Origin of the sequence: Serratia sp. MMO-28, from assembly GCF_037199905.1 — a bacterium.
Lineage (GTDB): Bacteria > Pseudomonadota > Gammaproteobacteria > Enterobacterales > Enterobacteriaceae > Chania > Chania oryzae.
In genome coordinates, this window is the sequence record NZ_JBBCVB010000030.1 from 39,205 (window position 1) to 61,309 (window position 22,105).

23 protein-coding genes are annotated in these 22,105 nt (G+C 54.8%); 19 read left to right on the forward strand and 4 right to left on the reverse strand.

Annotation, left to right across the window (positions count from 1 at the left end; translation table 11 throughout):
- Positions 1-229 precede the first annotated feature (229 nt).
- A complete protein-coding gene (gene aaeR, locus WG891_RS21925; RefSeq protein WP_076941782.1) occupies positions 230-1,141 on the reverse strand; it encodes an HTH-type transcriptional activator AaeR in 912 nt (303 codons plus the stop codon).
- 306 nt (positions 1,142-1,447) lie between these two features.
- Here aaeR and aaeX point away from each other — a divergent pair, with 306 nt between their 5' ends.
- The 5 genes from aaeX (at position 1,448) to WG891_RS21950 (ending at position 5,517) form a co-directional block, all read left to right on the forward strand.
- A complete protein-coding gene (gene aaeX / locus WG891_RS21930) occupies positions 1,448-1,651 on the forward strand; it encodes a p-hydroxybenzoic acid efflux pump operon protein AaeX (RefSeq protein ID WP_337264468.1) in 204 nt (67 codons plus the stop codon).
- Positions 1,652-1,679: 28 nt separating this feature from the next.
- Positions 1,680-2,591 carry a p-hydroxybenzoic acid efflux pump subunit AaeA gene (aaeA, locus tag WG891_RS21935; protein ID WP_443006254.1) on the forward strand — a complete coding sequence of 304 codons (912 nt, stop codon included), beginning with the start codon at positions 1,680-1,682 and terminating at the stop codon, positions 2,589-2,591.
- Positions 2,591-4,558: a p-hydroxybenzoic acid efflux pump subunit AaeB gene (gene aaeB / locus WG891_RS21940; protein ID WP_337264466.1), complete on the forward strand. Its 1,968-nt coding sequence runs from the start codon at positions 2,591-2,593 to the stop codon at positions 4,556-4,558. The genes aaeA and aaeB overlap by 1 nt, the downstream gene beginning before the upstream one ends.
- Positions 4,559-4,754: 196 nt before the next feature.
- The gene (locus WG891_RS21945) at positions 4,755-5,213 is read left to right on the forward strand and encodes a ribonuclease domain-containing protein (RefSeq protein ID WP_337264465.1); all 459 of its coding nucleotides are present in this window, start codon (positions 4,755-4,757) and stop codon (positions 5,211-5,213) included.
- Between the two features lie 4 nt (positions 5,214-5,217).
- Positions 5,218-5,517 (forward strand): barstar family protein, encoded by a 300-nt coding sequence (locus WG891_RS21950; protein WP_337264464.1) that lies wholly within the window; start codon positions 5,218-5,220, stop codon positions 5,515-5,517.
- Positions 5,518-5,550: 33 nt separating this feature from the next.
- On the opposite strand, the gene yjgA is transcribed toward WG891_RS21950, so the two are convergent.
- Positions 5,551-6,099: a ribosome biogenesis factor YjgA gene (yjgA, locus tag WG891_RS21955; RefSeq protein WP_076941787.1), complete on the reverse strand. Its 549-nt coding sequence runs from the start codon at positions 6,097-6,099 to the stop codon at positions 5,551-5,553.
- Positions 6,100-6,392: 293 nt separating this feature from the next.
- Between yjgA and pmbA the strand changes: the two genes are divergently transcribed.
- Positions 6,393-7,733: a metalloprotease PmbA gene (gene pmbA, locus WG891_RS21960; RefSeq protein ID WP_337264463.1), complete on the forward strand. Its 1,341-nt coding sequence runs from the start codon at positions 6,393-6,395 to the stop codon at positions 7,731-7,733.
- Between the two features lie 134 nt (positions 7,734-7,867).
- Complete coding sequence (gene cybC, locus WG891_RS21965) at positions 7,868-8,254, forward strand: cytochrome b562 (protein ID WP_337264462.1); 387 nt, start codon at positions 7,868-7,870, stop codon at positions 8,252-8,254.
- 62 nt (positions 8,255-8,316) lie between these two features.
- On the opposite strand, the gene rnk is transcribed toward cybC, so the two are convergent.
- Positions 8,317-8,727, reverse strand: coding sequence for a nucleoside diphosphate kinase regulator (gene rnk, locus WG891_RS21970; protein WP_337264461.1), 411 nt, complete (start codon positions 8,725-8,727; stop codon positions 8,317-8,319).
- A gap of 427 nt (positions 8,728-9,154) precedes the next feature.
- Between rnk and WG891_RS21975 the strand changes: the two genes are divergently transcribed.
- The 10 genes from WG891_RS21975 to WG891_RS22020 all read left to right on the forward strand — a co-directional run bounded on the left by WG891_RS21975 (position 9,155) and on the right by WG891_RS22020 (position 18,052).
- Positions 9,155-9,502: a glycine dehydrogenase gene (locus tag WG891_RS21975; protein ID WP_337264460.1), complete on the forward strand. Its 348-nt coding sequence runs from the start codon at positions 9,155-9,157 to the stop codon at positions 9,500-9,502.
- 76 nt (positions 9,503-9,578) lie between these two features.
- Positions 9,579-9,944 carry an SFCGS family glycine-rich protein gene (locus WG891_RS21980; RefSeq protein WP_337264459.1) on the forward strand — a complete coding sequence of 122 codons (366 nt, stop codon included), beginning with the start codon at positions 9,579-9,581 and terminating at the stop codon, positions 9,942-9,944.
- A complete protein-coding gene (locus WG891_RS21985; protein ID WP_337264458.1) occupies positions 9,944-10,240 on the forward strand; it encodes a DUF4312 family protein in 297 nt (98 codons plus the stop codon). Before WG891_RS21980 ends, WG891_RS21985 begins: the two co-directional genes overlap by 1 nt.
- 88 nt (positions 10,241-10,328) lie before the next feature.
- Entirely contained in the window at positions 10,329-11,105 is a 777-nt protein-coding gene (locus WG891_RS21990; protein ID WP_337264457.1) for a DUF4311 domain-containing protein, read from the forward strand.
- Positions 11,106-11,116: 11 nt separating this feature from the next.
- Positions 11,117-11,767 (forward strand): DUF4310 family protein, encoded by a 651-nt coding sequence (locus tag WG891_RS21995; protein ID WP_076941794.1) that lies wholly within the window; start codon positions 11,117-11,119, stop codon positions 11,765-11,767.
- Positions 11,768-11,819: 52 nt separating this feature from the next.
- Entirely contained in the window at positions 11,820-12,959 is a 1,140-nt protein-coding gene (locus WG891_RS22000; protein WP_076941795.1) for an amidohydrolase/deacetylase family metallohydrolase, read from the forward strand.
- Positions 12,943-14,061 carry a DgaE family pyridoxal phosphate-dependent ammonia lyase gene (locus WG891_RS22005; RefSeq protein WP_076941796.1) on the forward strand — a complete coding sequence of 373 codons (1,119 nt, stop codon included), beginning with the start codon at positions 12,943-12,945 and terminating at the stop codon, positions 14,059-14,061. The genes WG891_RS22000 and WG891_RS22005 overlap by 17 nt, the downstream gene beginning before the upstream one ends.
- Positions 14,058-14,798, forward strand: a complete 741-nt coding sequence (dagF, locus tag WG891_RS22010) for a 2-dehydro-3-deoxy-phosphogluconate aldolase (protein ID WP_337264456.1) — start codon at positions 14,058-14,060, stop codon at positions 14,796-14,798. The genes WG891_RS22005 and dagF overlap by 4 nt, the downstream gene beginning before the upstream one ends.
- An 89-nt stretch (positions 14,799-14,887) precedes the next feature.
- The gene (locus WG891_RS22015; protein WP_337264455.1) at positions 14,888-16,084 is read left to right on the forward strand and encodes a lactonase family protein; all 1,197 of its coding nucleotides are present in this window, start codon (positions 14,888-14,890) and stop codon (positions 16,082-16,084) included.
- 51 nt (positions 16,085-16,135) lie between these two features.
- Positions 16,136-18,052, forward strand: coding sequence for a BglG family transcription antiterminator (locus WG891_RS22020; RefSeq protein WP_337264454.1), 1,917 nt, complete (start codon positions 16,136-16,138; stop codon positions 18,050-18,052).
- A gap of 277 nt (positions 18,053-18,329) precedes the next feature.
- Here the strand turns inward: WG891_RS22020 and WG891_RS22025 are convergent, their stop codons facing one another.
- Positions 18,330-19,457 carry an iron-containing alcohol dehydrogenase gene (locus WG891_RS22025; protein ID WP_337264453.1) on the reverse strand — a complete coding sequence of 376 codons (1,128 nt, stop codon included), beginning with the start codon at positions 19,455-19,457 and terminating at the stop codon, positions 18,330-18,332.
- Between the two features lie 273 nt (positions 19,458-19,730).
- Here WG891_RS22025 and WG891_RS22030 point away from each other — a divergent pair, with 273 nt between their 5' ends.
- Together WG891_RS22030 and WG891_RS22035 are read left to right on the forward strand one after the other, a co-directional pair.
- Complete coding sequence (locus WG891_RS22030; protein WP_337264452.1) at positions 19,731-20,495, forward strand: helix-turn-helix transcriptional regulator; 765 nt, start codon at positions 19,731-19,733, stop codon at positions 20,493-20,495.
- Positions 20,496-20,595: 100 nt separating this feature from the next.
- Positions 20,596-21,897, forward strand: a complete 1,302-nt coding sequence (locus WG891_RS22035; RefSeq protein WP_337264451.1) for an NAD(P)/FAD-dependent oxidoreductase — start codon at positions 20,596-20,598, stop codon at positions 21,895-21,897.
- The last annotated feature ends 208 nt before the right edge of the window (positions 21,898-22,105 follow it).

The following is a 22,105-nucleotide window of genomic DNA, read 5'->3' on the forward strand; positions in this document are numbered from 1 at the left end:
TCAATTACCTTGCCTGAATTAATTAATCACACCCGCCGGGGCGGTGGCAAGTGCAGCAAAATCCGGCTTGGCGAGCGTTTGGCGGAATGTTCTTCACCGGCTAATTACCGTGGTTTTTTGCGTTACTGAAAAGGGATAATTGCCAGATAACCGCTTTGCCGCGAATCTGATTACCAGCAGGTAAAATATTAGGTAACACGTGTTGTCTATTAGCGTCTGCGGCGCTTAATCAGCGGTAACCCTGATAGACGGCCGCCACGCGTTTAAAGTATTCAGTCAGGTAATTAATGCACACCTGTACCTTCAGCGGCAGCTTGTCCTTTTCGGTGTACAGGGCGTATACCGGTCGGGGCTCTGAGTGATAGCGCTTGAACAGGATTTCGATCTCGCCGCGTTTGATTTCTTCGATCACCCACATCAGTGGAACATAGGCGATCCCGGCCCCGGCGTTCAGCCAGCGGATCATGGTTTGCGAATCATTGGTCACGAAGCGCCCCTGCGGGGAAATGCGCGTGCTGATGCCTTCCGGGGCCATCAGTTCGAATTCGCTGTCTGGCCGCACGCTGTATTCTAACCAGGAAAAATTCGCCATATCGCTCGGTTTTTGCGGCGTGCCGTGTTGGCTGAGGTAGCTTTTGGCGGCGCAAACCACCATCGGCATGGAGCCCAGGCGTTTGGAGAACAGGCTGGAGTCCTGCAACGCCCCGGTGCGGATCACCAGATCCAATCCGTCGGCAATCAGATCGGGAGCCGGAATACCGGTGACCAGATTCACCGTCAAGCCAGGGTATTCCTGCAGCATTTCAGCGGTCATGGTGGCCAGCACGTTCTGCGACATGGTGGAAGAGCTGCCGATACGCAGAGTGCCGGTTGGAGTATTGTTCAGTGCATAAAGCTGTTCATGCACTTCGGTAACTTCCTGCAGCATCCGGCGGCAGCCCTGATAGTAGATTTTGCCCGCTTCGGTCAGGCCGATGCTGCGCGTGCTGCGGTTGAGCAATTTTACCTGCAGTTCATTTTCCAGCTTGGACACGGTTTGGCTGATGGATGAAACGCTCATACCGAGCTGGCGCGCTGCCGCAGTAAATGACCCACATTCAATAACTTTGGCGAACACCGACATCCGTTTGAGTCTTTCCATTGTTCACTCTGGCTTAAAAGTGATTTAGATCACATATTATAGATGAGTATATCCTAAGCAGGCTAATATAACCGCGTCGGGTGTATCCTTCTGAGCGCTTGAGCATGGCCGGCACTATCGCGGCTTACCGCCGTCGGCCATGCATTCCCTTTCATGAGTCTATGTTCGTAGTCTAACCCTTTTTCAGGTTCGCGGCCTGGCCACTGTCTAGGTGCGGCGTTTGGCGTCCTTCGGCCAAAATGTAAAGAGAATGTGAAATCAGCAGGGTGCGATTCCCCGGTGCAGTAAACATTTAAGGATAAAGTAATGAGTTTGCTTCCGGTTATGGTCATTTTTGGACTGTCGTTCCCGCCGGTATTTTTTGAACTGTTGGCGTCGTTGGTGCTGTTTTTTGTCGCGCGCCGCCTGCTGCAACCGACCGGGATTTACGATTTTGTCTGGCATCCAGCGTTGTTCAACACTGCGTTGTATTGCTGCTTGTTTTATCTGGTTTCATGTCTTTTTGTTTGAGGTGGCTGTGAAAACTTTTTCAATACAAATGACCCGAATTGCGATCACCCTGATTCTGGTCGTGCTGGCCGCTATCGCCGTGTTTAAGTCCTGGTCGTTTTATACCGAATCCCCCTGGACGCGTGATGCCAAGTTCAGCGCCGATGTGGTGGCGATCGCGCCAGACGTGAGCGGCCTGCTGACCGAGATACCGGTCACGGATAACCAACTGCTGAAAAAGGGCCAGATCCTGTTTGTGATCGATCAGCCTCGCTACCAGCAGGCATTGGCGCAAGCCAATGCGGACGTGGCCTATTATCAGGCGCTGGCTGAAGAGAAAAAACGTGAGGCGGGCCGCCGCGTGCGCTTGGGCATTCAGGCGATGTCGCAGGAAGAGATCGACCAGTCGAGCAACTCATTGCAAACCGTGCAGCATCAGTTGGCCAAGGCGATTGCCGCTCGCGATCTGGCGCAGTTGGATCTCGATCGCACCACGGTGCGGGCACCTGCCGACGGTTGGGTGACCAACCTGAACGTGCACGCCGGGGAGTTTATCACCCGTGGTTCCACCGCTGTGGCGCTGGTGAAGAAAAATACCTTCTATATTCTGGCCTACCTGGAAGAAACCAAGCTGAATGGTCTGAAGCAGGGCGATCGGGTGGAGATCACTCCGTTGGGCAGCAACCGCATCATGCATGGCACCGTCGACAGCCTGGCGGCAGCGGTGAATAACAGCAGCAGCACCGTGAACAGCAAAGGGCTGGCGTCGATCGACAGTAACCTGGAGTGGGTGCGCTTGGCGCAGCGCGTGCCGGTGAAAATCCTGCTGGATGAGAAAGATCAGCAGCACCCCTACCCGGCAGGAACCACCGCCACCGTGGTGATTACCGGTAAGAACGACGGCAACGATAACGGTTCACCCTTTGCCCGCCTGATGCACCGGCTGCGTGAGTTTGGCTGATGAATAGCCCAACGTTTGTTCGCCTGAGGTTTGCCTGCAAACTCAGCTTCGCGATCGTTTTCGCGCTGTTTGTCGGTTTTCACCTCAATCTGGAAACGCCGCGCTGGTCGGTGCTGACGGCGGCGATCGTCGTGGCTGGCCCCGCCTTTGCCGCAGGGGGCGAGCCCTTTTCTGGTGCCATCCGCTATCGCGGTTGGTTGCGTATTATTGGCACCTTTGTCGGCTGTTTTGTCGGCCTGGTGATTATCGTCACCTGCGCGCGTGCGCCGGTGGTGATGCTGATGCTGTGCTGTGTCTGGCTCGGGGTGTGTACCTGGATCTCGTCGCTGGTTAAAGTTGAGAACTCCTATGCCTGGGGGTTGGCGGGCTATACGGCGCTGATTATTATCGTCACCTCGGCCAGCAGCACCTCTGCGCTGATGCAGGCACCACAGTTTGCCCTTGAGCGCTGTAGCGAGATTGTGCTCGGTATTCTCAGCGCAGTGTTGGCCGATCTGTTGTTTTCGCCGCGTTCGATCAAACAGGATATCGACCGTGTTGTGGATCAACTGTTGGTGGGGCAATACCGGCTGATGCAGATGTGCATCAGCAATGCAGAGAAAGAGGATATCGATCGTGCCTGGAGCGATCTGGTAAAAAGCACCACCGCCTTGAACGGCATGCGCAGCAACCTGATGTTGGAGTCTTCGCGTTGGCAGCGGGTAAACCGCCGGGTGCGCGTACTGCACACCCTTTCGCTGACGCTGATTACTCAGGCCTGTGAAACCTATCTGATCCTGCTGAATTACCCCAATGCAGTGAAGGAAAACATTCGCCAACTGTTGCTGGTACCCGCTGAAACCCCGCAGGAAGTGCATAAACAGCTGAAATTGGTGCGTCAGGTGTTGGCCACTAACCGCACCGATGAAACGCTGCTCACCGTCAGCACTTGGGTCGGTACGGCGACGCGCTACCTGCTGGTGGCGAAAGGCGTGCACACCAACAGTGGCATCAGCGCCGTTGAAAACGAGATATTGGCCAGTGAAGTTGAGGTGAAAACGGCTTCGGCGGAAGGTCATCATGCGTTGATTAACGGCCTGCGTTCTTGGGCGGCCACGTCTATCGGCTGTTTGTTCTGGTTGTGGACCGGTTGGACCTCCGGCAGCGGCTGCATGATGATGATCGCCATTGTGACCGCCTTGGCGATGCGTACGCCGAACCCGAAAATGATGGCGTTTGATTTCCTGTTGGGGGTGTTGATCGCCTTTCCGATGGGGGCGCTGTTCTACATGTTTATCTTGCCGCAAACCCAGCAGAGCATGTTCCTGCTGTGCCTGAGCCTGGGAACGCTGGCGTTTTTTATCGGCATCGAAGTGCAGAAGCGCCGCCTGGGTTCGCTGGGCACGCTGGCGAGCACCATCAATATTATTGTGTTGAGCAACCCGATGCATTTCTCAGTGACGACGTTTATCGACAGCGCGATCGGCCAGATCATCGGCTGCTTTGTCGCGATGATCGTGCTGTTCCTGATCCGCGATACCTCGCGGGAACGCACCGGCCGCACGCTGATGAATCAACTGGTCAGCAGTGCCGTTTCGGCGTTAACCACTCAAGCGGCGCGGCGGCGTGAAAACCACCTGCCAGCGCTCTATCAGCGTTTGAACCAACTGCTGATGATGTTCCCGAACGACATCGCTAAATATCGGTTGGGGCTCAACCTGATTATCGCTCACCAGCGTATGCAGATGACCGAGATCCCGGCCAAGGAAGAGCTGTCGGTGTTCCACAAACAGATCCGCAATACCGCCGATCATGTGGTTTCCGCCAAGAGCGGCGGAAAACGGGCTTACTACTACGATCGGCTGCTGAAAGAGATGAATGAATACCAGCAGAAGCTGGTGGATAACAGTGCGCCGCTCAGCGTGACCGCGCCGGTCAAACGCTTGGCGGACATGCTGCATCGCTATCGCCACGCGTTAATTGATTGAGGCGTTTTACGCTGAAAATATACGGGTGTTCCGCGTGTCAGCGGTGCTGGAAAATGGCATGATTGATAGCAAGAGCGCAGACTCTGCGCGGGATGAAGGTCAGCAGATGAAACGGTTACATTTCAGTCATCTCTGATTCATTATTTTTTGCTATAAGTTTAGCCATAATGAGGCATTCACCTCATTCAGGGAAAATATGAATAAACGTACCCTTGTGGCGATGCTGATCGCCATTGTGGTGGCCGCTTTCAGCGCACTGCACGGCAATAATAGCGAACGGGCGATCGCCCCTGTATCTGCTGCCAGCGCTGCGGCTGAAAGTATCGACAAGCTGACGGAGCCGAAACGCGTGGCCCGCTATCTGCAGCAGCATCAACGGTTGCCGGATTATTACCTCACCAAAAAACAGGCGCGTGAGCAGGGCTGGGATGCGGGTGACGGCAACCTGTGCAGGGTATTGCCGGGCAAGGCGATTGGCGGCGATCGTTTCTCTAACCGTGAAGGGCGTTTACCGGTGGCCAACAACCGGGTATGGCGCGAGGCAGACGTCAATTACCAGTGCGGCCGACGCGGGGCCGATCGCCTGTTGTATTCCAGCGACGGTCTGATTTTTATCACGCGCGACCATTATAAAAACTTCATGCGGATGGAGTGAATCGATGGGGAAAATAGAGTTCGATTTTAACCAGATACCCGATCTACCCGCGTTTTATCAGCAATTTGCCGACAAGTTCGCGCTGGGTGAAGGATTTGGCGCCAATCTGGACGCGCTGTGGGATGTGGTGACCGGCGACATCAGCCTGCCGGTTGAGATTGAATTTGCCAATCTCAACGCCCGCCGTAAACGCCGTTTTGGTGCCATTATTCTGCTGTTTGAAGAGGCGGAAGAAGAGCTGGAGGGTGACCTGCGGTTCAATATCCGTGAAGCAGGGGGGGCAGCGGTGCATCACCGGGGATGAACAGGGTTCATCCCAGAGTGATGCTGCTGACGATCACTGTTGCGCCTCGGCCAGATCGCGCAGGTACTGGAAGATTTGGCGGAACGATTTCGGCGGCTTGTTAGCGGCCTTCTCTTTTTGCGCGTTACGCACCAGCGCGCGCAGCTGTTGGCGATCGGCCTCTGGATACAGATCCAGCACCGAGGGGATCGCATCATCACCTTCTTCCACCAGGCGATCGCGCAGCGCTTCCAGCTTGTGGAACAGTGAAACCTGCTGGTTATGGCGGTTCTTCAGCTTATCCAGCGCGGTCTGAATCGGCTCGACATCACGGGCGCGCAGCAGTTTGCCGATCAGTTGGATCTGGCGGCGGCGGCCTTCTTTTTTGATCTTCTGCGCCAGCTCAATAGCGGCACGCAGATCTTCATCCAGCGGAATGCGTTCCAGCGCATTTTTACCCAGTTCGACCAACTCGGTCCCCAAGTCTTTCAGCGCTTCAGCATCACGCTTAATTTCACTTTTACTGACCCAGATAATCTCGTCATCGTCCTCGTTTTCGTTCTCAGGGACATCGTCGAGCCAGTCTTCAGGCTGTTTGTTCATGGTAGGCTCCGTTAAAAAGAGGCTAATCCTAACAGGTTGCCGACATTATGCGAAATTCAACACAGTTCCTGTTAGACTCAAAAACAGATTCGGCTGTATTCTGCGCTGCTGTGAGTGGAAACAGCTTGGAATTATTTTGGCGCGTTATAGCGCGCAAAACCACGCCGATGCGGTAATGCCGGTATGTTAAGGCTAGCCAGTTCCCTCTCCCACAGGGAGAGGGGGCGCCGCTGTTAGCATTGCACCGATACGGCACTTTTCTCAGCGATTTTCTGATTAATTATGGCAGATTGATGAAAGTAGTCACTCAAGTTGCAGAACAGCGCAAAGCGCTGGAACAAGCCGTTTCACAGGCTTTAGAGCTGGCGCGTGCCGGTTCCGATGCGGCAGAAGTTGCCGTGACCAAAACCACCGGTATCAGCGTCAGCACGCGCTTTGGTGAGGTAGAAAACGTTGAGTTCAACAGCGACGGCGCGTTGGGTATCACCGTTTATTATCAACAGCGTAAAGGCAGTGCCTCTTCGACCGATCTCAGTCCGGATGCCATTTCCCGCACCGTGCAGGCGGCGCTGGATATTGCCCGCTATACCTCGCCAGATCCTCACGCAGGCCCAGCAGAAAAAGATCTGCTGGCGTTTGAAGCACCGGAGCTCGATCTGTTCCACCCGACCGAGCTGGATGCCGAGCGCGGGATCGAGCTGGCGGCGCGCGCCGAGCAGGTTGCGCTGGCGGCGGATAAGCGCATCACCAATACCGAAGGCGGCAGTTTCAGCAGCCATTACGGCATTAAGGTATTCGGCAACAGCCACGGCCTGCTGCAAAGCTATTGCTCCAGCCGTCATTCGCTTTCCAGCTGCGTCATTGCCGAGCACAACGGCGATATGGAGCGGGATTACGCCTATACCATCGGCCGTGCTATGGGCGATCTGGCAAGCCCGGAGTGGGTTGGTCAGGAGTGTGCCCGCCGCACGTTGGCGCGCCTTTCGCCGCGTAAGTTAGCCACCATGAAGGCACCGATCTTATTCGCTTCTGAAGTGGCAACCGGGCTGTTTGGCCATCTGGTTGGCGCCATCAGCGGCAGCAGCGTTTACCGCAAATCGACCTTCCTGCTGGATTCATTGGGCAAACAGATCCTGCCGGAATGGATGACCATTGAAGAACATCCGCATCTGCTGAAAGGGCTGGCTTCCACGCCGTTCGACAGTGAAGGGGTACGTACCGAGCGCCGCGATATTGTCAAAGACGGCGTGCTGCAAACCTGGTTGCTGACCAGCTACGCGGCGCGCAAGTTGGGTATGCACAGCACCGGGCATGCGGGGGGCATCCACAACTGGCGTATTGCCGGGCAGGGTAACGATTTTGCCGCGATGCTCAAGCAGCTCGGGACCGGCCTGGTCGTGACCGAGCTGATGGGGCAGGGGGTTAGCGGCATTACCGGTGACTACTCGCGCGGTGCCTCCGGTTTCTGGGTGGAAAATGGCGAGATCCAGTATCCGGTCAGTGAGATCACCATTGCCGGTAACCTGAAAGATATGCTGCGTAATATTGTCAGCATCGGCAGCGACATCGAAACCCGCAGTAACATCCAATGCGGTTCTATTCTGCTGCCAGAAATGAAGATTGCCGGTCAGTAATCAAGCCTTTTCGGCCGGCGTTCTGTCGGCCGAGTCTCTTTTTTTAACCTCTCTTACCCATAGGGGGTTTCGAATTTATCGTTCTCTGCCTATGTTATCTGTGGGTTAAATAAAACAATAACTGGAAGGTGAGTATGAAAAAAGCATTGAAAGCATTAGTAGCATTGACGCTGTTGGGTGCGAGTTCGGCATTGATGGCGTCCGATCTGGAAACAGATATGGACACTATCGCCAGTAATTATAAAACCGTATTGAAAACTGATTCTGTTGATACGCTGAAGTTGAGCTTGGAGAATATGCGCGCAGCTGCGGTCAGCGCCGAGAAAGGCACACCATCGAAGCTGAAAGGTAAGGCGCATGACAGCGCCGAGATGAAGGATTTCCGCCAGGGGATGACCACGTTAATCGGGCAGATCGATCAGTCACTGGCGTTGGCGAATCAGGGTAAACTGGAAGAGGCGCGCAAAGTTGCGCAGGATTTCAAGCAAACCCGCGATACCAATCATAAGAAGTTCCGCTAAGGCCGGTAGCGGGCGGTGTTTCCGCCGCCCGTCTATGCCGGTGCCTTCAGTCACTGCGCCCCTCAGCGGTGATATTCACCCGCCGCTTCCGGCTGATACAGCAGTTCCAGCACTTCAATCCGTGCCTCTTCGCCGTTTGGCAGCTTCCAGGAAATTTGTTTACCCACGTACATCCCCAGCAAGGCTGCGCCCAGCGGTGCCATCACGGAGAGCTGTTCGTTGCTGTCTTTGAGCGACGCCGGGTATACCAGCGTGCGTATGTGTTCTTCTGCGGTATGCAGATCGCGGAAACGCACACGGCTGTTCATGGTGACGACATTGGCTGGGATCTGCGATGGTGGCACGATATCTGCGCGATCCAGTTCGGCATTCAGCGCGGCTGCGACGTCAGTGTTGGCAAAGGCAGGCTGTGCCAGCAGGGCATCCAGGCGTTCCGCATCCAGCTCATTAATGGTAATGGTTGGTTTGGTCATTCCACTCTCCAGTCAAATCAAAAGGCACCCTTTCTGCGCCCATAAATTCGGAAAAACAACACAAAGCAACACCCCCGCGCCGTTGGGTGCGGGGGTGTAAGAAATAGCAATTTGTCCTACTTAAGATAGTAGGCGGTTAGGCACGGAAAAGGAAGAGATCCCGATCACGAAGTTTTTTGCTGGTTTTTTGCCCACTGTAAAGTGGCCATTGCGCTATCTTTTTGTAATTTAATTAACTTATTGGCAAAAGAACCGTTTTGCGAAATGGATCCCCAACTGTCACTCAATTTCCAGTTTGAACTGGAAAAAAACAGACTACACAGGAAATGCCCTTAAGGTTAGGGTAAAGGCATCCGATAAAGTGGATTATTCGATGATGCACTTTACAACTTACAGATTAATGTCCGAAATCAGGGGTGACTGAAAAGTGAATGAAGGAACTGCTTCGGTAAGTGAAATTGAACAGGCTGATATCAGCAAGGCGGCGACGATCACCACGCAGGTGCTGGCAGATATCACCGCAATGCTGAGTGCGGAGAATATTTTTACCAATGCGGTGCAACAGCAAATGCTGGAGTCACATATTCGCGCCATGGTATTGCGTTCGATAACCGGTGAACCTTTGCCGGAAGTGGATAAGTCACTGTTTGACGAGATCTCTGCCGAATCCATGCAAATGGCCGAACGGGTTGTGGGGAAGTTCGCCACCTTGCCGATTGAAGAGGCTTACTTACTTTCTGTGCATTTTGAAGTGGCTAAAGATAATAACCAATAAGTTTTATACCCCAAATAATTCGAGTTGCTGAAGTATGCAGGGGATACTGGATTAAATTCAATCAGGAGAGAATACCATGGGTCAAATTACCGTAGTGATTGGCGATCGTTTGGGCAAAGGTCAGAAAGTCGGCGTGGGTGTTGAAAGTGCCGGTGGCAGAGCAGTCGTTATCCCAGGCGTGGCGGCAGATATGAAGCTGGGTGACGTAATGAAAGCGGAAAACGCGCAGTTGGGGATTTCCTTCTGTGGCAGCGGCGGTGCCGGTGCGATCACGGCGCAAACCAAGCATGGTTATAAAGCTAAATATGGTATGCGCTCTGTGGAAGAGGGCGTAACGGCGATCAACGAAGGCTACAACGTATTAGGCTTTGGCTTTATGGATAAAGAGGAACTGGGGCAGCGGCTGGTAGAAGCCTACATCAAAAAATATGGCAATGCATAATGAAAGAACAATACACCACGTCGGTAAAAGTGGAGGGTAAAGGCGACAGCAAGGCGAAAGCTTTTGCTTCCGCTTTGGCGAATGTGCAGGGGGCGATATTAAAGTCCACCAGTAATATCCTGCTGCGCATTGAACCACAGGACGTCAGCATATTAAAAGCGGAAGAAAAAACCACCAAAGAGAAATTTCTTTTCTTCTTTCTGCCGCGTGAAAGAAAAAGTTATAGCGTCTCTTTGGAAATAACCGTGAACGTGACGATCATCAATACCGAAAAGGTTATTTTCACCACTAAATAAAAACGCTATCCCCCCCTTTTTCAAGGCGTTGCGTTATTGGCTGGCGACAAGATGAAAACGATGGGATATAGCATAAAAGGGGATGTTAATGTTTTTAATCATCTTATTTAAGTCGATTATTATCGGCGGGCTGGTTGGTGTCGGCGTAGGGGCCGGTGCCGCACGTATGTTCCACGCCCCGACGACACAGGGTATGGGTGCTTTCCGCACCTTGGGTGAGCTGAATTCCTGCGAAGGCGATCCAGCCTCTCACTTCTCATTTGGTCTGGGCTTCTTCTTCAACGCCTGGGCGTCTTCCGTGGCGGCGGGTGCCTTCACGCAGGACGTTGATCACCGCATTATCCCCAACTGGGGTGCCGCGGCCTTGATGGTCAAGAACCGTAACCTGGCTGAAACGCTGCACGATCCGAAAAAAATGGCGATCGCCTGCGGCATCATCGGCATCCTGGTCGTGACCTTCCTTAACACTACCGCTTCTGCAGTGCCCGCTGCCTTGCAGGTAACGGCGATCAAGGTGCTGGTGCCAGCCGCCAACCTGCTGGTGAATACCGTGATGCCGGTGATCTTCTGGCTGGCGGCGATCGAGGCCGGCAAGCGTTCTGGCTTCTGGGGCACCATCTTTGGCGGCCTGGCGCAGCTGATTATGGGTAACGCCGTGCCAGGCCTGGTGCTGGGGATCCTGATCGGTAAAGGCGTCGAAGAAAGTGGCTGGAACAAAGTCACCAAGATCATGATGACGGTGATCGTGCTGCTGTTCGTGCTAAGTGGCTTCTTCCGCGGCTTTGATCTGAAATTCCTCGAGTCCTTCAGCCTTGGCGTGCCGGGCTGGCTGGATGCCATTCATAACACCCTGAGCGGTAAATAAGGAGCTGGATGATGGAAACACAAACTCAAAAAGGCTTCTGGTACGCCGACTGGTCGTTCCCGATTTTTGTTGGCCTGCTCTCGTCCGGCGTCTTTGCCGGGACGCATATGTATTACCTGTACGGCATTGGCGCATTTAACGAAGTGGCGTTTGTCTCCATGCTGCGTGCTGGCATGGATACCGGGGTGTATGGCGCGGTGGCGGCGTTTGGTGCCAGCTTCCTGTTTGCCCGCATCATCGAAGGTTCGCTGGTGGGGATCCTGGATATCGGTGGGGCGATCCAGACCGGTGTCGGCCTCGGCGTTCCGGCGCTGCTGCTCGGTGCCGGGATCGTCTTCCCGGTGGCTAACTTTGCGGCCTCGTTGGTGACCGGCCTGGTGATCGGTCTGGCGATTGGCTACGTGATTATTCTGGCGCGTAAATTCACCATCAACCAGAGCAACTCCACCTACGGCGCAGACGTGATGATGGGCGCGGGTAACTCTTCCGGGCGTTTCCTGGGGCCGTTGATCATCCTGTCTGCCATGGCCGCTTCGATTCCGATCGGCGTCGGTTCCCTGCTGGGAGCCCTGCTGTTCTACATCTGGGGCAAGCCGATCACCGGTGGTGCGATCCTGGGGGCGATGATTTTAGGCGCGATCTTCCCGGTAGCCATTTCTTAATCAAAATTTCGCCCCGCTGGAGATCCTTCGGGGCGAAAGGGAGTAGCGAAGTATGTATGACCTAATCATTCGCCGCGCCAAGCTGGTGGATGGCACCCTGGCCGATGTGGCCATCCAAGACGGCAAAATTGCTGCCGTGGGGCAGGTGGCAGCAGACGCCGGTGCGCATCAGCAACGGGATCTGGCGGGGAATTATTACCTGAGCGCCGGTTGGATCGACTCGCACGTACACTGCTACCCCTCTTCGCCGATCTACCATGATGAACCGGATCGGGTTGGGGTTGTCAGCGGTGTCACCTCCGTGGTGGATGCGGGCAGCACCGGCACCGACGATATCGATGAGTTCTACGCCCTGACGCGCAGTGCCAAAACCAACGTATTTGCCTTTCTCAATATCTCGCGCATCGGCCTGCTGCGGCAGAATGAGCTGGCGGATATGGCGGATATCAATAAGCAGGAAGTCAAAAAAGCCATCGACGGCAAACCGGGTTTTATCATCGGCATCAAGGCGCGCATGAGCAGCAGCGTGGTGGGGCAGAATGGCACCCAACCGCTGGTGCTGGCGAAAGAGATCCAGCAGGAAAACCATCAACTGCCGCTGATGGTGCATATCGGTAACAACCCGCCGGATCTGGACGAGATTGCCGATCTGCTGACCCAGGGCGATATCATTACCCACTGCTATAACGGCAAACCGAACCGCATCCTGACCCCAGCCGGTACGCTGCGCGAGTCGATCCAGCGCGCGTTGCAGCGCGGGGTGCTGCTGGATGTGGGCCACGGCACGGCCAGCTTCAGTTTTGCGGTCGCCAGACAGGCGATCGCGCTGGGCATTTTGCCGCACACCATCAGTTCCGATATCTACTGCCGCAACCGCATCAGCGGCCCGGTTTACAGCCTGGCGACGGTGATGTCCAAGTTCTTTAGCGTTGGGCTTTCATTACCGCAGGTGATTGATTGCGTCACGGAAAACGCTGCTGCGGCGCTGCGCCTGACCACCAAAGGGCGCTTGAAGCCTGGCTTTGACGCCGATTTGACCATTTTTGAACTTCGCACCGCGCCGCAGGTGTTTGCTGATTCCGAAGGGGAGTCGGTCAGCGCTGAACAACTGCTGGTGCCGCTGGCCGCCGTGGTGGCCGGGGAAGTCCTATTAACCGATGAAGGGAAAGCTGCCGATGTCTTCAGTCTATGAAAAATATAATTTAAAACAGGTGATCAATACGTCTGGTCGCATGACCATTCTGGGTGTTTCCACGCCGCGCCAGGAGGTGATTGACGCCGTGGATTACGGCCTGAACCATTACTTTGAAATCAAAGATCTGGTGAACAAGACCGGCGCTTATATTGCTGACCTGCTGAACGTGGAAGATGCGGTGATTGTCTCCTGCGCTTCTGCCGGTATTGCCCAGTCGGTGGCGGCGGTGATCGTTAAAGATAACGCCAACCTGCTGGTCAATCTGCACTCGGCTGCGGTGAATGAACCACGTGAGATCGTGTTGCCCCGCGGCCATAACGTTAACTTTGGTGCGCCAGTGGACACCATGGTAGCCCTCGGCGGCGGCAAAGTAGTGGAAGCGGGCTATGCCAACGAATGCTCCCCTGAGCAGATCGAAGCCTGCATCACGCCGCAAACGGCGGCCATCATGTACGTCAAATCCCACCACTGCGTGCAGAAAAGCATTCTCTCGGTGGAGCAGGCGGCGGCGGTGGCGCGCAAGCACAACCTGCCGCTGATCGTCGATGCGGCGGCCGAAGAAGATCTGATGTGCTACTACCAGATGGGGGCCGACCTGGTGATCTACAGCGGTGCCAAGGCGATCGAGGGGCCAACCAGCGGTTTGGTGATCGGTAAAAAACAGTACGTTGCCTGGGTGAAGCAGCAGTCCAACGGTATTGGCCGCGCGATGAAGATCGGCAAAGAGGGCATTCTGGGGCTGACGCAGGCGATTGAAAGCTATCTGCGGCTGGAGAAAACCAGCGGTGCGCAGATGGTGGAGCGCATGACGCCGTTTATCACCCATCTCAATACCCTGAACGGTGTCAGCGCAAAAACCGTGTGGGACAGCGCGGGGCGCGATATCGCCAGGGCGGAAATTACCTTTGATGAGGCGGTGCTGGGCATGTCGACCGTAGACATCGTGCAGCGGCTGAAAACGGGCGATATCGCTATCTATTTCCGTGGCTATAAAGCCAACGAAGGCAAGATCGAAGTGGATGTACGCAGCGTCAACGAACAGCAACTGATGACCGTCTTCACCTGTATTAAAAATCTGTTTACGGAGCAACAAGCATGAAGCTGAAGCCGAATTACTATCAAGACCGCGTGTGTCTGAACGTGCTGGCCGGTTCGAAAGACAACGCGCAGGAAATCTATGATGCGGCCCAGGGGCATGTGCTGGTGGGTGTGCTTTCCAAAAACTACCCGGACGTGGACAGCGCGATAGCGGATATGACGCACTATGCCCGGTTGATCGAAAACGCGCTTTCCATCGGCTTGGGCGCGGGCGATCCGAAGCAGTCCAACATGGTCAGCCAGATCGCCTGGAAGGTGCAGCCGCAGCATGTGAACCAGGTGTTTACCGGCGTTGGTGCCAGCCGTGCGCTGCTGGGGCAGCGCGAAACCGTGGTTAATGGCCTGGTATCCCCGACCGGCCGCGTGGGTTGGGTGAAAATCTCCACCGGGCCGCTGAGTGCGCAGGCACCAGACGGCATCGTGCCGGTAGAAACGGCGATCGCCCTGCTGAAAGATATGGGCGGCAGCTCGATCAAGTATTTCCCGATGGGGGGCCTGAAGCACAAAGAGGAATTTCAGTATGTGGCGCAGGCCTGTGCCGAACATGATTTCTTGCTGGAGCCGACCGGGGGCATCGATCTGGAAAACTACGAGGCTATTATGGAGATCGCGCTGGCTGCCGGTGTGAAGCAGGTGATCCCGCATATTTACAGCTCCATCATTGACTCCACCAGCGGTAATACCCGCCCGCAGGATGTGAAAACCCTGTTGGCAATGACCAAAAAGCTGGTGGGTTAACGCGATATTTTCCCCTCACCTCCCCCGAAAGGAGAGGGGTGTCGTGGCCAAGAGTTAACGTCTTTTCCAATCTGCTAAAAAGGACACTTATGCGAAACTCTTTACGAATCACTACGCTATCCCTGGCGCTGCTGGCGGTTGCCAGCCCGGCGCTGCAGGCTGAGGATACCATGACATCCCCATCGTCACATTTTGCTTATATTGGCACCTATAATCCTAACGGTGAGGGCGTCTACCGGGTACGGGTGGATGCCAAAAGCGGGGTGCTGAGCGACAAAACGTTGGTCAGCAACCTGCCGAATCCGGCGCAACTGGTGGTGGATGCCAAAGGGCAGACGCTTTACGTAGCCAGTGAAGTGGCCGATTTTAACGGCACCAAACACGGTGGCATTGTTGCTTATCGCATCAACCGGCAAGACGGCAGCCTGACGCCGCTTAACCAGGTCGATTCGCAGGGGGCCGGGCCGGTTTACCTTTCCCTGCTGCCTGACGGGCGGCATTTGCTGGTGGCTAACTATGTCAGCGGCAGCGTGGCGGCCTTTCCGCTAGACGGGGAGGGTAAACTGGGTGAGGCCAGCTCGGTGCAGCAGGCTGAAGGTCCGGCAGGTGCGGCTAAACCTGCCGGCGCGGTGGAGGGCAGTTTTGCCATCAGCGATCATAACGGCCCGCACGCGCATATGATTGCCAGCGATCCGAGCGGCAACTTTGTGTTTTCTACCGATCTGGGGCTGGATCGCATCTATCAGTGGCGTTTTGATAACCGTAACGGCAAGCTGACGCCGAACGATCCGCCATGGATTAGCGCGTCTTCCGCCGGTGCCGGGCCGCGCCACTTTGTGTTCCACCCGGATGGCAAAACGCTGCTGTTGATCAACGAAGAGGCCTCGACGCTGACCAGCTATCGTTTCGACAGCCAGAAAGGCACGCTGAAGCCGTTGCAGGTTATTTCGAGCTTACCTGCTGATTATCGGGGCACCAGCTTTGCTGCTGGCTTGGCGTTGAGTGCCGAGGGTAAAAACCTGTACGTCGCCAACCGCCTGCACAACAGCATTGCGCAGTTCAGCGTCGGCGGCAATGGTGAGATGAAACCGGTAGCCGAGGTTTGGACGCGTGGGGATTATCCGCGCACTATCACGTTGGATCCGAGTGGTCGCTACCTGTACGCACTGAACCAACGCAGCGATAACATCACCCGCTTCAGCGTGGACCCGCAGAGCGGTAAACTCAGCTTTGTTGAGGGTTACACGCCGGTGGGCAGCCCTTCGCAAATGGTGTTTATGCCTTAACCTGTGGCCCGTCCGGCACGAGCGGACGGGCACATTAATAACGGAAAGAGAATGGTGCGCTTCCCCTACCCACGTTTGGCTTACCTGTTTGACGCTTTGCAGTCTGAGACGCTACCTCAGGAAGAACTGGCAAAGCGTTTTGCCGTGTCTACCCGAACCGTGCGTGCGGATATCACTGCGCTGAATGACATTCTGGAAAAATACGGCGCGCGTTTTGTGCATAACCGTGGGGCGGGTTATCGCCTGCAGGTGGATGACGCGGTGCTGTTCAGCGCCTTGCAGCATCAGGAGCGTAAAAAACAGGTTACCCCGCGCAGCGCGCACGAGCGGGTGCATTATCTGTTGGTGCGCTTTTTGACCTCCGCCTTTTCCCTCAAGCTGGAAGATTTAGCTGACGAATGGTTTGTCAGCCGCGGCACGCTGCAAAACGATATGGCGGAGGTGAGAGAGCATCTGGCGCGTTACCAGTTAACTATTGAAACCAAACCGCGCTATGGCATGAAGCTGTTTGGTTCGGAAATGGCGATCCGCGCCTGCCTGACCGACCTGCTGTTTCAGCTACATCTGGCCGACCCAGAGAACCCGTTATTGAACAATGAGATCCTGCATCAGCCGCAGGTAGTGACCTTTGCCGAGCTACTGCATCCATTGCTGACGCAATACGCCATCCGCTTGACGGATGAAGGCGAGCAGTACCTGATTTTCTATTGTGCCGTTGCGCTGCGGCGTATTATTGATGGCTATCCGCTGCCGGATTTTGAGGTTGAGGACGGCGATGAGGCGGTGCGTAAGGCCTCTAGCCGCCTGGCGAGTGAACTGCGCAAGGCGGCGGGCAAAGAGATCTCGGCGGCGGAAGAAGCCTATTTACGGGTGAATATTGCTGCCCGGCGCGTGCAGGAAGTGCAGCCGACGGAGATCAATGCCGACGATGAAGAGGCGTTGGTGGACTACATCCTGTCCTACATCAATGCGCACTATAACTACAATCTGCAGGGTGACAAACAGCTGCGCGCCGATCTGCTCACCCACATCAAGACCATGATAACCCGGGTGAAATACCAGATTACGATCCCGAATCCGCTGCTGACCAACATCAAGCAGCACTATCCGATGGCTTACGACGTCACGCTGGCGGCGGTATCGAGCTGGGGGAAACACACGCCTTATACCCTGAGTGAGAATGAGATCGGCTATCTGGTGCTGCATATCGGCGTCGGCCTGGAGCGGCATTACAATATCGGCTATGAGCGCCACCCGCAGGTGATGCTGGTGTGCGATACCGGCAACTCCACGGTGCGCATGATTCAGGCGCAGATTGCGCGCAAGTATCCGCAACTGGTGATGACGCGCATCGTTTCGTTGCGCGATTACGAGATCCTCAGCCAGATCGAAGAGGATTTCGTGATTTCTAACGCGCGTATCAGCGAGAAGAATAAGCCGGTGGTAGTGATGTCACCCTTCCCGACTGAATATCAGCTCGAACAACTGGGCAAGCTGGTGCTGGTGGATCGCACCAAGCCGTATATGCTGGAAAAATTCTTCGACGCCAATCATTTCATGATCGTCAACGAACCGCTGACGCAGGAGCAGCTGTTTAAAAAAGTCTGTACCCAGTTGGAGCAGGAAGATTACGTAGGCAGCGATTTCTACCCTTCCGTGGTAGAGCGTGAAGCGATCGTTTCCACCCTGCTGGGCGAGGGCATTGCCTTGCCACACTCGCTAGGCCTGTTGGCGAAAAAGACCGTGGTCGTCACCTTGTTGGCTCCGCAGGGTATCGCTTGGGGAGAGGGGGAGACCGCCCATGTCATATTCCTGTTGGCGATCAGCAAGCGTGATTATGAAGAAGCGATGGCGATTTACGATCTGTTCGTCACCTTTGTGCGCGAACGTTCGATGAGCCGCCTGTTGGGCAGTGATAATTTCGACAGCTTCAAGGCGGTGGCGCTGGATTGCCTGAGCCGGATTTGAATAACCCTCTCGTGTAAGGAGAGGGGATTGAAGTTTATTGCTCTTTCTTCTTGCCAAAGATCTTGATCAACGCGCCGACGATCAGCCCCACCGCGATGCCGGTTAAAATCCAGTCGATAATGCTCATAGGCTTTCCTCCAGTATTTTTTTACCCTAAATAATTCGAGTTGCAGTAAGGCGGCAAGGGATTGAATCCCCAGGAGCATAGACAACGATGTGACTGGGGCGAACGAACGCAGCCAACGCACAGGCAACTTGAAGTATGACGGGTATATTATCATGCAATCGGGAATGCCTCTTCGATCATCAGTTGTCGCTGTTGTTCTGAATAGGTGACCCAGGAGTTCTTGCTGTTCGATTTCTCCAAGACGATGGCCAATTCCTCACGGGTGAGCGGTAAATCGTTCTGCCAGAAGGGGACAATCGCATGGCGGGTAATGAAGTCGATCAGGAAACGTTCTGGGCTGTCTGGCTCCCCGGGGAACAAATGTTGAGCAAGTTCCGCCATCAGCGCACGCTGCTGTGGGTGTTCACTGCCATCGAGCAATTCCAGGAAAGGTAGCAACAGGCGGCCGCATATCTGACCATGATGGTAGTTACGCAGTGCGCCAATCTCGCCTGCAATGCTGTGGATCACCCCTAGCCCAGCCATACTCAGCGTCAGGCCGCCCAGATAGGATGCCTGCATAATAGCCGCACGGGCTTCATCGCAATGTTTCAGCATCGGCCAGGCGCTGAGGAAGTGTTGGATACCGGCCAGCGACATGGCGCGTGACAGGCTGCTGGCGGTTTTAGACAGGTAAGACTCAAACAGATGAGTGAAGGCGTCAATGGCGCAATAGACCAGCACCTGGTCCGGAGCCCCTTTCAGCAGATCGGGATCGAGGATCGCCACCTGCGGTACGAAGTTGGGGTGGCGTAAAGAGGCTTTGACTTTGCTGAGCTGGGTATCGGTGATCACGGCATTTTGCGTTACCTCGCTGCCGGTACCCGCGGTGGTTGGAATTGCGATCACCGGCAGCGTAGCACTGCTGACTTTGCTGTCGCCGACTTTTTCCATATAGCGCAGCGTTGGCAACGGGTGTTCGACGATGGCGGCAAAGGCTTTGGCGGCATCCAGGACGCTGCCGCCACCGATGGCGACCACTCTTTTTACCTTGCCACGCCAGCGCGCGACCCAGGCATCGATCTCTTGCGGCGAAGCCTCATGAGCAACAACCTCACTGCCAACCAGCAACGGCATCAGCGCATCCGCCAGCGAAGAGTAAATCGGGCTATTGAGAAATGAATGGCAGGTGAACAGCAGCGTGGGTTGGGGTTCTGCCTGCAACAAAGGGAGCAATTGCTGGATACTGCCGCTACCGAACCAGGTTTGCCGGTTAGCTATCATCAGGCTAGTGGTCATGATTTCTCCTCGGTACACGTCAGTATAGAAATCACAGCATAATTCAGCCTTTAGAAGTGAACCAATGCTTTTTATGCGACTAACTCTTAATTGTTAACATGTTAATTGCTGATGGTGAGCCAAGCGGCCGAACTTGTGATTTGTTTAACATGTAAACAGTATCGACCTTGCATTCTTATCGGTTGAATGCTTTTTATAGTCTATGGCCCAAATTGTGCGGCCATTATCCGAAAGAGATCGATTGTTAATTTGTTAATGGTTGTGAGGGCGGGTATGGATATTCAGATCGAAAGATTATCAGCGGTGATCGATGCAGTGGCGACCCGCCAATTCTATTCCAATCTGTTGGCTTATCTGGAAGGGTTCTTCGCTTTTGATAATGCCATTGTCTATGCCTTTGAACATGGCCAAGCGCCGCGTTGCCTGATGAAAGCCGAAAAGGAAAACAGCGATGCGGTAAACCAGATTTATCAGCAGGGCGCTTACCTTGACGATCCTTTTTACCAGGCGCTGAACGGCGGTGGGCAGGGAGAGGTATTCACCCTGCGTCAGTTAGCGCCCTGCGGTTTTTATCAGACGGATTATTATCGCAATTTTTACCGTAAAACCGGCTGGCACGATGAGGCCGGGGTATTGCTGCAACTGACGCCGGAGCGGGGGTTGGGGGTGTTTTTCGGCTCTGCACGGCAAACGGTAGGGGTCCGTTATCCTCACTTGGCGGACTTACGCGGTGCGCTGACGCTGGTGAAAAGCGTAGCGCGATTGCACAGTGAAGTGGTGCCCGCCAACGTTCCTGCCTCTTCAGCGCCAGCGACGGATAATGCTGCTCAGGCACGTTATGCCCTGACGCCGCGTGAACGTGAGATTGTTGATCTGATCCTCAAAGGGAAAGGATCCCAGCAGATTGCCGAACGGCTGTTTATCAGCCTGGGGACGGTAAAAAATCACCGCAAGAACATCTATGGCAAGCTGAATATCGGTTCTCAGGCTGAGTTGTTCAACCTGTTCCTTACGACGCCGCTGCGGCGCAGCGCATAATGTTAGAATTCTGTTGCAAATGTCCCTAAAGGGACATAGCCGCCCGCACTCCCTCTCCTGATAATTCAGCCTAAGGCAATGGGTAGACGGGAGTGCAGTAATGAACAATGAAATCGAATCGTTAACCTACTATGCGGCGACCAAAAAATACGATCTGCGCTTCCCGACGCTGGAAGAGGATCTGGACGTCGACGTGGTGATCATCGGCGGCGGCTTTTCTGGCATTAATACCGCGCTGGAGCTGGCGGAAAAGGGCATTACCAATATTGCCATTCTGGAAGGCCGCTATCTGGGCTACGGCGGCACCGGCCGCAACGGCGGGCAGGTGATGGCCGGGATCGGCCACGATCTGGAAAAGATCAAACGCCACGTTGGCCCGGCTGGGCTGGAAACCATCTTCAAGATCAGCAACCTGGGTGCTGGGATCATCCGCGAGCGGATCAAAAAGTACGACATTGATGCTGATTTTTGCTTCGGCTACGGCTATCTGGGCAGCAATGCGCGGCAGGAGAAAACCCTGCGCAGCTGGCTGAAGGAGTTCAAGGCGGTTTCGCCGGATGAGGAGATCGAACTCTATACCGGTGCAGAGGTAAAACAGGTGGTGGGTTCTGATGCCTATACCTGCGCGCTGAAACATATGGGCGGCGGCCATGTTCATTCACTCAACCTGCTGTTGGGGGAAGCGCAAGCCTTAACGGGTTATGGCGTAAAAATCTTCGAGAACAGCAGCGTACTGAACGTGGAGTATGGTTCACGGATTACCGTGCGCACGGCGATGGGCTCGGTGCGCGCCAAGAAAATGCTCTGGGCTTGCAATGGTTTCCTGAACGGTATGGAGCCCTTTATCTACCACAAAACCATTAACACCTATGCCTTTCAACTGGCAACCGAACCTTTATCTGACGAACTGATCCGCCAGATCAGTCCGATCCGTGGCGCTTATAGCGATATCCGGCCGGTGATCGACTACTACCGTGTGACCAACGAGAACCGGCTGTTGTTTGGCAGTGCAACCCGCTTGCTTGAATACATTCCGTCGGATCTCAAGGCCTGGAACCGTAACCTGATGCTTAAAGTGTTCCCGTACCTGAAAGACGTGAAGATTGACCTGGCCTGGGGCGGGCCGTTGTGCTGCAGCGCCAACCTGTTCCCGCAGATTGGCACATTGCCACAGCACGACAATGTGTTCTACGTGCAAGGGTATTCCGGCTTTGGCGTGACGCCGAGCCATATTGTTTGCAAGGTGTTGGCGGAGGGGATGAGTGAAGGTTCCGATCGTTACGATCTGATGAGTTCGATCCCGCACGTCAATATTTTTGGTAAAGACAAGCTACGCCGGGTGATGACCACTGCCGGTAAAGTCTGGCACCAGACTTCTGGCTACTGGAAGGGCCGCCGTTGATTCTGTCGCCCCTCACCCCGGCCCTTGTATGTTTGTAGTTGATGTAAAAAGATAGGTTGTACCGTGTTCTTACCCGGCGTGGCAGCACGTACGCCCTCTTGTATGTTTGTAGTTGATGTAAAAAGATAGGTTGTACCGTGTTCTTACCCGGCGTGGCAGCACGTACGCCCTCTGGGACACCAAGCCCGTGGGAGAGCTTATTGCGCCA